This is a genomic window from Streptomyces sp. NPDC005551, assembly GCF_042871785.1.
Classification (GTDB): Bacteria; Actinomycetota; Actinomycetes; order Streptomycetales; family Streptomycetaceae; genus Streptomyces.
In genome coordinates this window covers 244,499-258,374 of the sequence record NZ_JBIAJE010000005.1, presented here as the reverse complement: position 1 = coordinate 258,374, position 13,876 = coordinate 244,499, and the positions used below count along the sequence as shown (strand labels likewise).

At 70.3% G+C, this 13,876-nt stretch carries 13 protein-coding genes and 1 pseudogene; 5 read left to right on the top strand and 9 right to left on the bottom strand.

The genetic code is table 11. The annotated features are described in order from the left end of the window. The first annotated feature begins 390 nt into the window (after nucleotides 1-390). The 4 genes from ACFYP4_RS16570 (at nucleotide 391) to ACFYP4_RS16555 (ending at nucleotide 6,950) form a co-directional block, all read left to right on the top strand. A complete protein-coding gene (locus ACFYP4_RS16570; protein ID WP_358851290.1) occupies nucleotides 391-585 on the top strand; it encodes a hypothetical protein in 195 nt (64 codons plus the stop codon). 108 nt (nucleotides 586-693) lie between these two features. Further along, the gene (locus ACFYP4_RS16565) at nucleotides 694-5,100 is read left to right on the top strand and encodes a hypothetical protein (RefSeq protein ID WP_388785932.1); all 4,407 of its coding nucleotides are present in this window, start codon (nucleotides 694-696) and stop codon (nucleotides 5,098-5,100) included. A 134-nt stretch (nucleotides 5,101-5,234) separates the two neighbouring features. Next, nucleotides 5,235-5,426: a hypothetical protein gene (locus tag ACFYP4_RS16560; protein ID WP_358851292.1), complete on the top strand. Its 192-nt coding sequence runs from the start codon at nucleotides 5,235-5,237 to the stop codon at nucleotides 5,424-5,426. 282 nt (nucleotides 5,427-5,708) lie between these two features. After that, nucleotides 5,709-6,950 (top strand): ROK family protein, encoded by a 1,242-nt coding sequence (locus tag ACFYP4_RS16555; RefSeq protein WP_358851293.1) that lies wholly within the window; start codon nucleotides 5,709-5,711, stop codon nucleotides 6,948-6,950. Nucleotides 6,951-6,972: 22 nt separating this feature from the next. Here the strand turns inward: ACFYP4_RS16555 and ACFYP4_RS16550 are convergent, their stop codons facing one another. From ACFYP4_RS16550 to ACFYP4_RS16540, 3 genes are read right to left on the bottom strand one after another with little or no spacing between them, the layout of a single operon-like run. Next, the gene (locus ACFYP4_RS16550) at nucleotides 6,973-7,881 is read right to left on the bottom strand and encodes a phosphotriesterase (protein WP_388785930.1); all 909 of its coding nucleotides are present in this window, start codon (nucleotides 7,879-7,881) and stop codon (nucleotides 6,973-6,975) included. Then, on the bottom strand, nucleotides 7,878-8,462 hold the full coding sequence (locus ACFYP4_RS16545) for a DUF4865 family protein (RefSeq protein WP_358851295.1): 585 nt from the start codon (nucleotides 8,460-8,462) through the stop codon (nucleotides 7,878-7,880). Before ACFYP4_RS16545 ends, ACFYP4_RS16550 begins: the two co-directional genes overlap by 4 nt. A gap of 51 nt (nucleotides 8,463-8,513) precedes the next feature. Next, nucleotides 8,514-9,074 (bottom strand): TetR/AcrR family transcriptional regulator, encoded by a 561-nt coding sequence (locus ACFYP4_RS16540; RefSeq protein ID WP_358851296.1) that lies wholly within the window; start codon nucleotides 9,072-9,074, stop codon nucleotides 8,514-8,516. Nucleotides 9,075-9,260: 186 nt separating this feature from the next. Between ACFYP4_RS16540 and ACFYP4_RS16535 the strand changes: the two genes are divergently transcribed. Next, entirely contained in the window at nucleotides 9,261-9,551 is a 291-nt protein-coding gene (locus ACFYP4_RS16535) for an SHOCT domain-containing protein (protein WP_358851297.1), read from the top strand. Nucleotides 9,552-9,608: 57 nt separating this feature from the next. On the opposite strand, the pseudogene ACFYP4_RS16530 reads toward ACFYP4_RS16535, so the two are convergent. The 6 genes and pseudogenes from ACFYP4_RS16530 to ACFYP4_RS16505 all read right to left on the bottom strand — a co-directional run. Next, a pseudogene (locus ACFYP4_RS16530) lies at nucleotides 9,609-10,042 on the bottom strand (MBL fold metallo-hydrolase); the annotation flags it as partial. A 323-nt stretch (nucleotides 10,043-10,365) separates the two neighbouring features. Beyond that, nucleotides 10,366-10,905, bottom strand: coding sequence for a GNAT family N-acetyltransferase (locus ACFYP4_RS16525; protein WP_358851318.1), 540 nt, complete (start codon nucleotides 10,903-10,905; stop codon nucleotides 10,366-10,368). Between the two features lie 265 nt (nucleotides 10,906-11,170). After that, nucleotides 11,171-11,314: a hypothetical protein gene (locus ACFYP4_RS16520; protein WP_358851298.1), complete on the bottom strand. Its 144-nt coding sequence runs from the start codon at nucleotides 11,312-11,314 to the stop codon at nucleotides 11,171-11,173. Nucleotides 11,315-11,364: 50 nt separating this feature from the next. Beyond that, nucleotides 11,365-12,522 carry an NUDIX domain-containing protein gene (locus ACFYP4_RS16515; protein ID WP_388785927.1) on the bottom strand — a complete coding sequence of 386 codons (1,158 nt, stop codon included), beginning with the start codon at nucleotides 12,520-12,522 and terminating at the stop codon, nucleotides 11,365-11,367. A gap of 34 nt (nucleotides 12,523-12,556) precedes the next feature. Beyond that, entirely contained in the window at nucleotides 12,557-13,132 is a 576-nt protein-coding gene (locus tag ACFYP4_RS16510) for a class I SAM-dependent methyltransferase (protein WP_358851300.1), read from the bottom strand. Further along, nucleotides 13,129-13,710, bottom strand: coding sequence for a hypothetical protein (locus tag ACFYP4_RS16505; protein ID WP_358851301.1), 582 nt, complete (start codon nucleotides 13,708-13,710; stop codon nucleotides 13,129-13,131). The genes ACFYP4_RS16510 and ACFYP4_RS16505 overlap by 4 nt, the downstream gene beginning before the upstream one ends. Nucleotides 13,711-13,876: the final 166 nt, after the last annotated feature.

Sequence of the window (13,876 nt, the reverse complement as noted above, 5' to 3'; positions counted from 1 at the left end):
GACGCACAGATGGAAGCGCGTGGCAGTGGGTTCCGCGCACGCCTGCCAGTTTCCCGTCATGCACATGAAGCGCCCTTGCTACACGTGGTGTGCGTGTGTCTACAGTGCACTTCTTGCGGCGAATGGACCAGACCAGTCCGCCCGTACGCAGGCTGGGAACGGCAAGCGGGGGAGCGTGCCCAGCCATGTGCACTCCCCTGGCAGCACACACAGCTTCCAAGGGGGAGGGTCCTTGCGTCTCACACGAACCGCCACGAAGTAGGCCGCCTTCGCCGTTCTCTCAAGTCAGCCGTCATATCCCAGAGTTCGTGGTCCTTCCATGAAGACACCCCGAGGTGCGGCGGCTTCGCCCTGTCATGCACGAAGACATGCATACGAAGGGTAAAAGCTTTGAAGGTACTCAGACCCGTTCGCCAGGCCCGCGTCGTTGTCGCGAGCCTGGCGGCCACCGCCGCCATCGGACGAGACGAAGGTCGCCTCAACGCGTTCCGCGAGGGCCTGGCCATCGCCGCCACCACCGAGCAGGCGCACCGTCCGGAGCCCGTCGGTGCCGTCTTCCGCGCGGTTCTCGAAGCAACCGGCTGACCACCAGGACACGCCCGTCCCTTCAGGCCCGTCTCGCCCGGAGGCGGGCCTAGCTGTGCCCCGACCAGGCACGGGAGACCACTCAACGAGAAGCGGGGAAGCACTCTCTTGAGACCCAGAAAACGAACACGCGCGCCTCTGGCCACCGTGCTGGCCTGCGCCGCACTGACCGGCGGCCTCCTGCAGGCAGCGCCCGCCACCGCCGCACCCGAGCCGCAGCCCGACCGCAGCCACACCACACCGTCGGAGCCCACCAGCCGGGTCGCCCATCCGGGCCGCAAGCTCGGCAAGGGCTGGAACACCTCCGAGGACCGGGCTGTCACCCTTGCCGCCGACTCCGACGGCGTACACGTCCTCGTGGCCGACAGCGCGAAGGCGTACGAGTGGAAGACCGCCACCGTCCTTGCCGAGCCCGGCATGCCAGCGGACTCGTGGATCGGCAACCAGTGCGTCATCGACAACGCGCACGCTGCCGTCGTCTACGCGCCCCGCACGTTCACGAACAAGCCGGATCTGATGCAGGGCGGCGCATTCGCCGCCATCGTCAACCTCGACAGCGGGAACGTCACCAAGCTGCCGTTCACGGCTTCGCTCGCCTACTTCGACCCGACCTGCAACCCGGACACCCACACGGTCGCGTTCACCGCCTACCGGGACATGAACGACCCCGAACGCACGAAGACGCGCGTGATGACCGTGAACACGGCGGGGAAGACGACCGGCACGACCGTGACGGGTGGTGAGGTCACCAGCGCTGTTCCGGTGAAGGACGGTACGGTGGCCGCACTCGGCCGTCACCTGGTGCACATCGGCCGGTCCGGCAAGGTGAAGAACCTGACCACTGCGGACGGCGTCCCGTTCGACATCCGCCCTGCCGCAGACGGACAGATCGCCTTCGTCGACCGCAGCGACGACACCACCGCGCACGCCAAGCTCCTGAACGGGCAGGCCAAGCCGTCCGTCATCGCCTCGGGCAAGCTCGGCGACCTCGACCTGATGCAGGGCGCGGCGGGCCGGGTGTTCCTCACCGGACACCCCACCGGCACCCCGCGCACGAAGGGCACCGGGGTCACCCGTGTCAACGCCCCCTCGAACACGGACGTCTCCTCCCTGGGGCGGCTCGCCGTCCACCCGGTCCTCACTCCTGGCGTCCGTGCCGGCCTGGAACGGGTGAAGAACGCGGGCAAGGGCTTCACCAAGACCGAACCCTCCCCGCAGGACCGGTCTGCGCAGGCTCCCGCAACGGTGACGTCGGACGCGCCGACGACTGTGACCTCCACCGCCACCACCACCGGCGAGAAGATCACCCAGTCCGTTCCCGAGACGACGGCTCCCACCGGGAACGACACCTTCTCGCCCGCCCTCGCCGCCGGCGGGTCGCAGGGCAAGAAGAAGCAGTTGGCGCGCACCGCGGCCGAGGTGTCACACACTCCGGTCGACACCGACCGCTGGTGCGCCATCTCCCGCAACGACACCGGAGTCCAAGCGCTGCAGCCGACCCCGAACCAGGTCGAATGGGCCGTCGACATGGCCGTCCGCGGCAAGCTGCGCGCCGGGGTGATCCGGCAGGGCGGGTACCGCAACCAGACCGGCATCAGCTCCATCGACCCGCAGGGCGTCTTTCGCCCGCCGACGTTGAAGGGCGGCGACGGTCAGGGGCGCATCCCTGCCAACGTACTCCTCGGCATCATGGCCCAGGAGTCGAACCTGTGGCAGGCCGAGGGCGGTTCGATCCCCGGCCAGATGGGCAGCCCCCTCGCTGCCGTGGACGGCTACTACGGTCACAAGGCCGTGGACGGTGACCCGGACGCCTACTGGCAGATCAACTGGGACAAGTCGGACTGCGGTTACGGCGTCGGGCAGGTCACCGACGGCATGCGCCTGGCGGGTCACGAGAAGCCGGGGGAGACCAGCCTCTCCCCGGCCCTGCAGAAGGCCGTGGCCGTCGATTACGCGACGAACATCGCCGCCTCCATGAAGATCCTCGCCAGCAAGTGGAACGAGGTCCACACGGACGGGCAGAAGGTCACCGTCAACAACGACGACCCGTCCATGGTGGAGAACTGGTTCACCGCCGTGTGGAACTACAACCTCGGCTTCAACCCGCCGTCGGAGGCGTCGAAGCACGATGGGCACTGGGGCCTGGGCTGGTACAACAACCCGGCCAACCCGCTCTACAAGAAGAGCTGGGGCCACCCCTTCATGGACACCTCCGTGGACGGCTCGGAAGCCAACAAGGATGCGGCGCATCCGCAGGACTGGCCGTACGAGGAGAAGGTGATGGGCTGGTCCGCCTGGTCCATCGACGCCGGCTTCTCCTACGGCACCTCGGGCCGTCAGGACTGGAAGGGTGAGTCCGGGTTCTCCTCGGCCGGCTTCCAGCCCGCCTGGTGGACCAGCCCCGGTCAGCGCAGCCAGGTCTCGCCGCCGCTGAGCACCTTCTGCAACGGCAACAACAACTGTGACCCGAGCGCGCCGCCGGACTGCAATAACGAGGCGTGCTACGCGAAGTACTGGTGGAACAAGCCCAATGTGCAGTGGAAGACCAACTGCGCCAACGACTGCGGGCACGAGAACATCAAGTATCAGACGGAGATCCCGGAGCCGGGGCGCGGCTACCGACTCAAGAACGGGACGCCCGTATGCTCCGGCGTGCCCACCGGCGCCCATGTCGTCGCGTCCGTCCCCAACGGAACCGAATCGTGGAGCGACTGCGGGCAGGTAACCTCCTCGGGCAGCTTCCAGTTCGGGTTCTACCCCGGCACAGAGGGTCGCTACGAAGCGAAGGCGGACCTGCACCAGGTCGGCGGCGGCTACGGCGGCCACTTCTGGTACACCCACACCCGCGACAGGTCCCATCTTGGCGGTCCCAACGGCTACATGACCATCGACGGCACCTGGACGCTCGGTGAGAGCATGGACCTGGCCCAGGTGTACGCGCATGTTCCCGACACCGGGGCGCAGACCCACCGGGCCCACTACGTCGTCAACGGCGCGGTCGGCGGACCCTACGACCGGTACGTCAACCAGGACGGCAACAGCAGCAAGTGGGTGTCACTCGGCGCCTACAAGTTCACCTCCACCCCGAGCGTGAGCCTGTCGAACTACACGCCCGTGGGAGGCACCGCCGACGATGACATCGCCTGGGGCGCCGTCGCCTTCCAGCCGATCAAGGGCAAGTTCGTGCACCGCTCCCTCACCGCGGCCGCGATCTTCGACCCGAACCAGAACCTCGACTCCAACATGCCGGAGGAGTTGAACACCCCTCTGCGGAACGCAAAGACCCTGCACGACTGGGGTCAGGGGCTCGCGTATGAAGGCCCCCGCTGGGACAATGCTGGGGCGGACGCGAGCGGTCTCTCCTACGAGGCACGCTGCCCGACCGCCAAGGCGGTGGGCGAGTGCACCGGCCAGAAGACCTGGGACGCGGCCGACAAGTGGTACACGGACATCAAGGCCGGCGGGGAGAAGCCGACCTCGGACGGCTCAGCGCCTGCCATGTCGATCCCTGTCTGGATGGGCATGTCCAATCAGCGGCCCGATCCCTCGCAGCCCGCGAGTGTGGCGCTGAACGGCGACAACAGCTACAAGATCAAGAGCGAAGTCGACGTCACGTTCGTCTCCGACGACAGCGGGAAGATCGTCGCCGGCAGTGAGGGGGCGAGCTACCGGGTCCGTGTCGGCAACGCCCACCTTCCGTACTTCGTGACCGACATCATGAAGGCCATCGAAGCCGACTACGGCATCCCGAAGCCGAACATCGACTACACCACCCAGGATGCCCTTGAGTACGGGAACGTCCTCACCTCGCACCCGTACACCGACGGCGACACCCCCGGGCAGGCGTACTTCCCTCACTTCCGGGGCGCACACCTGAACTCGGACCGCACATGCGTGGACTTCCGCGCTGTGGGCGGCGGGGTCCACGGCTACCGGCCGATGGTCGCCCACAAGTACATCAACGACAACGTCAAGGCCTGGGTTGACAAAATCAACTCCAACTTGGAGACCAACTACGCTGTCAAGAACTTCGCCGGCGACATCTACTCGATGTTCTTCAAGAACAGCGGGGACAACAACGTCTTCGGCAGCATGATCGGCAACGCGCCTCCGATCTGGCAGGACATCGCCGCCGCGTTCTGCGCGGACGGCAGCGTCAAGCCGACGCACATGGAGGAGAACGGGGACGCCACGCCGCACAACGGCATCGCGTTCCAGAGCTACATGCCCGATCTGTACCTCTACATCGACGACACGATGACCGACAACCTCGGCCGGCCGTCGAACGCGAGGATCCGCGGGGGAGACTGGAAGAACTTCTCCAACCTCCCGCTGACGGCTCCCAACGGCAACGCCTTCGGCACCTGCAGTGCCGCCACCCGTGGAAACGGCGGCAACCCGTGGAACGTCGAGCCGCCCGTCCCGGTCATCGGGGACGGACCCGGCTTCCGACCGTCGAACGTCGTCCACTGTGACGATCCGGCGAACAGGTTCTCGGAGAACTACACGCAGTAGCGTGTGACGTTCAGAGCGCGGGGGCCGCCCGGTTGTGCCGGAGCGGCCCTCGCGTCAACGAGTGAACGGCAGGCCCGGCCCTTGGTGGCCGGAGCACATCGCATGAGCACAGCAGAGAAAGCAGGCAAGCGGTCATGGGTTCAGGTGCCGGTTTCATCGTCCTCTTCTTCCTCGTCCTGTACCTGGGGCCCGCCTGGTGGCTGTGCGCCAAGGTCGCGAAGAAGACGTCGAGGAAGATGGGCTGGCTCATGGCGACGGGGCTCATTTTCGCTCCGGCCGCGGTACTGGTCCTCGGTGCCCTGTACGAGTACGGCGGGCAAGGCTGAACACACGACCACACCGAGACGAGACAAGCCCTGGGGCCTGGCCCACTTCGAGGGCCGCACCTGGGGCGGGTTCCAGCGGGACGTGTGGCTCGCGGGCGTCTAGGGGTACGGGGACGTCACCGACGCCGTGTACCGCATGGTCCAGGACACCTAACTGGAGAACTGTACCGCTGGTCGTCCTGCTGCTCCTGCCTGGTCCCGCCGCGCGCGCCGCTCACCTCGTCACCACGTGCCCGGGGGGACGGGCCCAGCGCCTGTCCGGATCATGGGAGACTCGCCCTCATGAACGGCAAGGCGGCCCCCCGGGCGGCGGGGGAAGGGAACACGCGGACGCGGCTGGACCGGGGGCGTGGTGCGCTCGGACCCGCGCTGGAGCTCGTGCACACCGGACGTGCGCCGACCCGTGCCGTGCTCACTGCCGAACTGGGGGTCACCCGGGCGACGGCCGGCGCGGTGGCCGCGGAGCTTGAGGCGCTGGGCCTGATCCGTGTGGACGCGCGGCCCGGAGCGGCCGCCGGATCACAGGGCCGCCCCTCGCACCGCCTCGGGGTCGCCGAGGACGGCCCCGTCGCGCTCGCCGCGCAGGTCCACGCCGACGGGTTCCGCGCGGCGCTGGTCGGCCTGGGCGGCCGGATCGTCGCCACCGCGCCCGGCTGTGAGACGGTCGACGCCGACCCGGCGAAGGTCCTCGGCTCGGTGGTCGAGGCGGGCGCCGACTTGCTGGCGGCGACCGGGCGGCGCTGCGTCGGCGCCGGACTCGCCGTGCCGTCGGCGGTGGCGGAACCGGACGGGCTCGCCCTCAACCCGCTCCACCTCGCCTGGCCCGCCGGCGCGCCGGTCCGGCAGATCTTCGCCGAGCGGGTGCGCGCCGCCGGCATCCTCGGACCGGCCTTCGCGGCCAACGACGTCAACCTCGCCGCGCTCGCCGAGCACCGGCACGGCGCGGGCCGTGGCGCCCGTGACCTCCTGTGCGTGGCCACCGGCCACCGGGGCGTGGGCGGTGCGCTCGTGCTGGACGGGCGGCTGCACACGGGCAGTTCGGGCCTCGCGCTGGAGGTCGGGCACCTCACCGTCAATCCCGAGGGGCGGCCCTGCCACTGCGGGAGCCGGGGATGCCTCGACGTCGAGGCGGACCCGCTGGCCTTCCTGGACGCCTCAGGACGCACGCCGGGGCCCGAGGTCTCGCTGCTGAAGCAGTCCAACGACCTGATCCGCGGCCAGTACGCCGACCCGGCCGTCCGCACGGCCACCGAGGCACTGATCGACCGGCTCGGGCTCGGGCTCGCGGGGCTGGTCAACATCCTCAATCCGGACCGCATCATCCTGGGCGGACTCCACCGCACGCTCCTGGACGCCGACCCGGACCGCCTGCGGGCCGTGGTCGCCGACCGCAGCCTGTGGGGGCAGAGCGGCGGCGTGCCGATCCTTCCCTGCACGCTGGACCACAACAGCCTGGTGGGCGCCGCCGAGTTGGCCTGGCAGCCGGTCCTCGACGACCCGCTGACGGCGCTCGCCGTCCTCTGACACCCGGACCGGCGCGGACCTCCTAGAGCCACTCGACCGCGAAGGCGCGGCCGGGGTTCTCGACGAGGACGCGTTCCACCAGCTCCCTGCCGAGGGCGACTTCGAGCCGAGGCCGGACCCGGCGCAGCAGATACGGCATCCCGGGGCCGCCGTTGACCGAGCGGGCACCCGCGGTCGTCGTGTCGCCGCCCAGGAGCAGCCGATGGCCGAAACCGGCCTCGGCCAGCGCCCGTACGGCGTCCGGCATCCGCCAGTCCGTGGCGTGGTGGGCGCGCGAGGGCCCGTCGAAGGCGAGGTAGGCACCCGCCTCGGCGGCCTGGCGCTGCACCACCGGGTCGGGCGACCGGTTGAGGTGCCCGAGGATCACCCGGTGCGGCGGAACGCCCAACTCCCCGCACAGCAGGTCGAGTACGTCGAGCGCACCCGTGCCCAGCTCCAGGTGGACGGCGACGGGGGCGCCCGTGGCGTGGTGGGCCTCGGCCGCCGCGGTCACGGTCCAGCGGGCGTGCGCGTCCAGGGCGTGGAAGCCCCCGGCGACCTTGATCAGCCCCGCCCGGACCCGTGTCGTGCCGATGCCCCGCGTCAGTTCCGCGACGAACACCTCCGCCAGCCTGCCGCGCAGGCCGGTGAGCAACTCCGGTGCGTAGTGCTCGGCTTGGTGCAGGCCCGTCGCGGCGACCACGTGCACTCCCGTGTCGCGGGAGAGGAGCGGCAGATCCGCGGCCCGCCGGCCGAGTCCGTACGGCGTCCACTGCACCACGCTCGCACCGCCCTGCTCCCGGAACGCGGCCAGTTCGGCGCGCGCGGAGGCGGCGTCGCACAGTTCCTGACCGGGGAGGCGGGGGCTGCCGAAGAAGAGGTGGTCGTGTGCGTCGCACACGCCCAGCTGTCCGGGGAGCACATCCCCGAGGACGGTGCGGACCGCGCTCACCACTGCATCCCCCGCGGCAGCAGGGTGCGCCCGGGCTGCGACATGTGCAGGACCTCGAACACCTCACCGGCCGTCCCGGGGGCGTCGTGGGCCCACACCGAGAAGTGCACCACCTCCCAGTTCCGGGTGTCGACGGCGGTCGCCGCGCAGACGGCACCGTCCAGTGCGGCCAGCCGTCCGGCCTCGCGGGCCGCTTCCCGCGCCGCCTCCGACAGCGGCATTCCCTCCGGGAGGGACCGGCGGCGCCGCACCGCGACCGCGCCCGGAGAACCGGCGGCGCCTCCTTCCTCGTACGCGAGTCCGGTCCACTGCTGCACCACGGGCCGTCCGAAGTCGTCGACGATCCCCTGGAACGGGCCGGTCCACAGGAAGGCGTTCATGCCCTCCACCGTGTTCCACAGGTAGAACGGGGCGTACTGGTTGACCGGGGAGCCGTGCACGCCCCGCTCGCGTATCAGGTAGGTCTTGAAGCCGAGACCGTCCCAGTCGTCGAGCCGGTGTCCGAGCCGCGCGACCCGGTCGCGGACGACGCTCATGTCGTAGTCGGCGGGCAGGGTCAGCTCGTACTGCATGGCGTGCATCGTGCCTCCGAAAGGGGTGATCGGGCCGGGTGCCGGCCGGGGAAGGCGTGCTCAGCGCGAAGGGGAGAGAAGGGCGAGCAGTCCGCGCACGCCCGTGTCGAACGCGGCGGGTGAGCCGGACGCGCGGGCGAGGACGTAGCCGCCCTGGACGGTGGCGACGATCGTCGCGGCGATCTCCTCGGCGTCGAGGGAGGGAGCGAACTGCCCCTGTTCCTTGCCCTCTTCGACGAGGTGGGCGAGGCGCTCACGCAGCCAGTCGAGTGTCGCGTCGACGGGTGCGCGCAGTTCCTCGCTGGCGATGACGTCCGGGTCCATCGTCAGCCGCCCGACGGGGCAGCCGCGCAGCACGTCGCGCTCGCGCCGCAGATACGCCTCGATGCGCTCGTACGGCGTGCCGGAGGCGCTCAGCACGCCCTCGGCGGTGGCCCGCAACTCCTCGGCGGTCCGGGTGATGGCGGCCAGGGCCAGGTCGGGCTTGCCCTTGAAGTGGTGGTACATGCTGCCCTGGCCCGCGCCCGCGTGCTGCTGGATCGCTTTAGGACTGGTGCCCACGTAGCCGCGTTCCCACAGCAGTGCGCGGGTGGACTCGATCAGTCGCTCCGGAGTGCTCATGACGTCACTGTACATACTAGTAGGTACAGAAATCGAGAGGGTGCGGTGAGCCACAGGAGCAGCCGGAGACCTGCCGCGTACTCCCGGGGTGGTACGCACACCGCCGCTGTTCGTACGACGACCCGGCACCCCTCCCGGGGAGAGGCTCGGAGCATCACGAGACAACCACCGAGGAGATGAACCGAGATGCAGACCCTGGCGAACTGGGACGGCGGCCCCGGCCCGTGGATCCTGTTCTTCCCGCTGATCTGGGCGGCCGTCGTGATCGGTGTCGTGACCGTCCTGCGCGGCACGGCCCGGCGCGGTCGCGGCGGTCCGTGGCGGACCGCCGGCGGAGGCCGCCCGGCGGGTGACTCGCCGATCGCCGTGCTCGGCCGCCGCTTCGCCTCCGGCGAGATCGACGAGGACGAGTACTGGCGTCGGCTCTCCGTCCTGGACGAGCAGTTCGGGCGTACCGGCAAGGGAGAAGCGACATGAGCACGGGGTCGGCCGTCACGTGGCACGAGGTCTCGGTTCCTGAGCTGCGGTCCGGGCTCAGGCGCGCTGCGCCCAGTCCTGGTCCAGGAGGTCGGTCAGGCCCGCGGCGGCGAAGGCTGCCTCCAGTTCGTCGCGGCCCTCGGTGAAGTGGGCCCAGCTGTCGTGGTGGACGGGGACGACGCGGTGGGCGTCAAGAATCCGGGTGGCCTCGGCGGCTCGGGCGCTGTCCAGGACGATCAGGTTGCCGTCGAAGAGCATGGGGAAGCGGGGGGCGCCGGCGAACAGGAGGGCGGTGTCGATCGGGGCGAAGCGGTCGGCGATCTCCCTGACCGCGTCGAGCGAGGCGTGTCGCCGCTGACGTAGACCGTCGGCAGTCCCTCGCCCGTCGGGACGAAGTGGACGACCTGGCCAGCGAAGGGCTCGATCTCCTGACGCGCTCCGGGGCCGTGGATGGCCGGGGCCCCGGTCACAGTGATGGTGCCGCCGCGCGGGCTCAGTTGCGCCCCCGCAGTTGCCCCACCGCAAACCCCCGGAAACCCAGGCCCGGCGGTATTGGACAGGAAGCACCCGTCGGCCCGGCCACAACCGTCGGGCCGGCGGCCCTGCAGGGTGCCGAAATTGCAGCACGGCCGGGACGTGCACCACGGCGCGCTGGACCGGCCGCGGGACTCCGGCGAGTTCGGTCCTGCGCCGCGTTCGACGAACAGCAGGCCTTTGCGCCGCTCCTTCCAGCGCCTGCATGCCCCGCCAACCCGACCGGCTTCGTCGGCGAGAACAACGGCACTTCGACAGAGCCACGCTGTCGAGCGCGAACTCAATCAGAGGGCGTGACCGGGGCCCGCAGGCCGAGCCACTGATCGGCGTCCCAGGCCCGGAACCGCTCTACTTCGGTGAACCCCAGCTTTGCCGCGAGGCGCATTGAACGGACGTTGGCGGTCTGAGTGGCAAGCACCACCGGCTCACCCGGAAGGACGTCTTCGAGCCAGTCCAGTGCCGCCGCGCACGCCTCGGCGGCATACCCGAATCCCCAGGCCCGCGGCAGGAACAGGTAGCCGAGATCGACCTTCCCCACGGCAGTGGGGCAAAGGTGCTCCGTTGCTCTCCTGAGCAGGATCTGGCCGATCATCGCCCCTTCGAGATCCACGACGAACATCCCGGGCCGCCGCTCGGGCACCTCGGGCATCTCGCGCTCAAGCTCGTCACGCGGGCGGGGGCTGCCGAGGTAGGTGTGCACCTCCGACGAGGCGTGCAGTTCGATGAACGCCGCACGGTCCCAAGCCTCGGGCTCACGCAGCACGAGCCTCTCGGTCTTGATCGGTGCAGGTGGCCACGCAACGGGTCCGAGATCTTTCATGTCTGCCAGCCAATCAGCGGCCTCAATGGTGATCAAGACTCGCGGTCCCTCTCTTGGCGAACCTCTTGCGGGGCGTCTCCAACTCCACCCGCCGGTCAGCCGGCTCCAGCACCAGAGGCTCGTCCGCCACCTCAGCAATCCACGTCGACAGCACCACAGCATTATCCCTGCACACCGCGAACCGCCAAAAGAAACGACGTCTGAGGGTTGTCCCGCATAGATCTCGGTTCCGAGTGCGGAGCGGCCTGAAAAGGTGGCAAGTTGCTCAGCCGGTGGTTCGTGAGGTGTCCAGCGACCGGTCCGCGGCGGCGTGCTGCGCGAGGACGCCGCCGGCCAGGAGGGACTCGTCGTCCGGATGACCGCAGACGCCCAGCAGGGACGGCCGGGACGCGGAAGAGGACGGAGGCACGGGTGAGACCCTTTTCGTCGAACGCAGTCGCGGGCGTGGTCGGTGCCGGCCTACCGGCCGGGGGAGACGTACGGCTGGAAGTGGGCGAGCGGGTGATCGAGCGGGAGGGCGGGGTCCCAGGCGGTCAGGCACTGGGCGCTGGGCACGAACAACGGCTGGGGCAACGCATCGAGGCGCCAGAACCGCCAGGACCCGATGGCCTCCTCTCGTTGCTGGGGAATGCCGGACCAGCAGGTGATCAGGGCGGGCACCGTCAGCCGTACGACGTCGCCCACCCGGTCCAGGAGCGTGCCCAGTACCTCCACGTCGTCGGGCGCAGCGACGAGGCCGGCCTCCTCGCGAAGCTCGCGGACGGCGGCCTCGGCGAAGGTCTCGCCCGGCTCGACCTTCCCGCCGGCGAGCTCCCAGGTACGGCGCCGGTGTTGGCCGAGCAGGACTCCGTCCGGGCCGTGCACGATCACGCCGACTCCGAGGGCGGTGTTCGGCGGGGGAGGTGCGTTGGTGCGGGGGCGGCTCGGCACGCGGTCCGGACGGCGGGCCGTGTACAGCCGGTAGGAGACCGCATTGCCCGCCGTCGGGGAGTCGATCGCCGTGACCGATTCCAGGGTGAGGCCGTGCTGGACCAGGAGGTCTTCCCAGAGCTGCACGCTGAGGACCCACATGTTCACGGGGTGGTCCTCGGTTGTGCCGGGCAGTCGCAGGATCTCGGGGCGCGGGGTCACCTCGGTCGAGGGCCCGGCGCCGTCCGAGTTGGTGTGCAGCGTGGAGAAGACCAGGCGTCCGCCCGGTTTGAGCCCGTTGGCCAGGGCGGGCAGCAACCGGTTGGGGTCCAGGTACGGCACGGAGCAGACGGAGTAGATCAGGTCGTACGGGTCGGCAGCTCGCAAGTGGGCCACCGCGTCGGCGCACACCAGGCGCAGGCCGGGGTGATCCGGGTAGCGGGTGAGGGCGCGCTGGTGCTGGGCGGGTGAGGCGTCGACGGCGGTGACCTTGGCGCCCAGGGCTGCAAGGTTCGCGGCGTGCCGGCCGAGGCCGCTGCCGAGGTCTAGGACACGTAGTCCCGACACATCGCCGAGGGCGTTGATGCCGGGGCCGGCCTCCGGGATTCCCCAGTCCCACCGGTCCAGTCCGGGCAGCTGAAGTCCTCTGGTGATCTGGTGGGTGCCGTAGGTGTTCCAGACGTCGACGGTGTCCTTCTCGGTGGTCACCGAGGCCTCCAGCGGAAGGGGGTGGTGAGTGGGGTCAGGGGCGCAGGGCGTAGCAGCGGAGCACGTCGAGGTCGGCGGCCTGGACCGCGGACCAGCCGGCGGTGAGGATTTCGGTCTCGGCGGGGCTGATCCCGAGACCGTGGCGGGGGTCGGTGTCCTCGCGGCGTCCGGCGATCTCGGTGACCACCCAGAACGTCCCCCCGGGGACGAGGAGGTGGCGGACGCGGTTGAGGAAGGCCGCCCTGTCGTCCACCCACCGGTAGACCAGGCGGCAGGTGATGACCGCGTACGCAGGCTCCGGCAGCGCCGTGAGGTCGCTGGTGGTGATGTCGCCGCACCGCCACGCCGGACCGGGAGCGCCTTCGTCGTGGGCGGCGGCGAGTGCGACGGCGCTGGGGGAGATGTCGATGCCGGTGGTGCGGTATCCGAGCTCGTGGTGAAGGTGGCGGGCCAGGGTGCCGTCGCCGCAGCCGAGGTCGAGGGCGGGGCGGCCGCGGCCGGGGCCGAGGTGTTCATCCATCAGCCGGGTTTCGGGGCCGTCGAGTTGCCGGTAGCGACGACCGCCTGCCCAGAGCGGTTCCCAGTACGCGGCGGTCGAGGTCGTCGTCATGAGGCTCCTTCACAGGCGGGCGGCACGGCGGTCCCCGCGGACGGGACGGGCATGTCCCGCAGGGCGCGGACAGGGGAGGCGAACAGGAGGATCACGGGGACGATCTGGAGGACCGCTCCGACGGTGAGGGTGCCGCCGACGCCAAGGAAGAGGACCAAGGCGCAAGTGGCCGCGGCGGCGTGGGGCCGGGCTCCTGCGGTCACCGTGGTGCTCGCGGCCTGCATGCGGCCCTCGAAGCGGGGCTCGCACAGGATCTGTCTCAGGGACCTCTGGCTCAGTTTCTTCGCCGGGGTGCCGGGGACCGCGGTGAGCAGCAGGGCCAGGTCCTGGGCACGGCTGTCGATGAGGCGGGGCGCCCGGGTGTGTCCGAGGACGGGGACGATGTGGCGGTAGGCACGGCTCTCACGGGTGAAGAACTTCACCGAGGGCGAGACCTTCAGGTAGTGGTGCACCCCGCGTTCGCCCTCCAGGTCCCACACCCGGGAGCGGTCCCAGTCGTGCGAGGCGTCGGGGACGGGGCCGACCTGCTGTTCCGCCCAGCGCTGCAGGGCCGCGGGCGGCAGCTTCGTCGGGCTCATCCGGCAGACCTCGCGCCCGGGCGCGGGACGGCGGAGCAGCAGGGCCCACCGCCATCAGATTCGGTGCGGACGGGGAACACGGTTCCTCCCGGGGGTCTGTCGCGTTGGTCGTCGGGGTGCCGGGGTCGGCCGGCCAGGCCGGCGGGTCGGCCGACCCCGGCCGTTG

Excerpts from the sequence above, each read along its gene's own strand:
- ACFYP4_RS16560 (WP_358851292.1), top strand. The coding sequence starts at position 5,235 with ATGGGTTCAGGTGCCGGTTTCATCGTCCTCTTCTTCCTCGTCCTGTAC.
- ACFYP4_RS16555 (WP_358851293.1), top strand. The coding sequence starts at position 5,709 with ATGAACGGCAAGGCGGCCCCCCGGGCGGCGGGGGAAGGGAACACGCGG.
- ACFYP4_RS16545 (WP_358851295.1), bottom strand. The coding sequence starts at position 8,462 with ATGCACGCCATGCAGTACGAGCTGACCCTGCCCGCCGACTACGACATG.
- ACFYP4_RS16540 (WP_358851296.1), bottom strand. The coding sequence starts at position 9,074 with ATGAGCACTCCGGAGCGACTGATCGAGTCCACCCGCGCACTGCTGTGG.
- ACFYP4_RS16535 (WP_358851297.1), top strand. The coding sequence starts at position 9,261 with ATGCAGACCCTGGCGAACTGGGACGGCGGCCCCGGCCCGTGGATCCTG.
- ACFYP4_RS16525 (WP_358851318.1), bottom strand. The coding sequence starts at position 10,905 with ATGAAAGATCTCGGACCCGTTGCGTGGCCACCTGCACCGATCAAGACC.
- ACFYP4_RS16510 (WP_358851300.1), bottom strand. The coding sequence starts at position 13,132 with ATGACGACGACCTCGACCGCCGCGTACTGGGAACCGCTCTGGGCAGGC.
- ACFYP4_RS16505 (WP_358851301.1), bottom strand. The coding sequence starts at position 13,710 with ATGAGCCCGACGAAGCTGCCGCCCGCGGCCCTGCAGCGCTGGGCGGAA.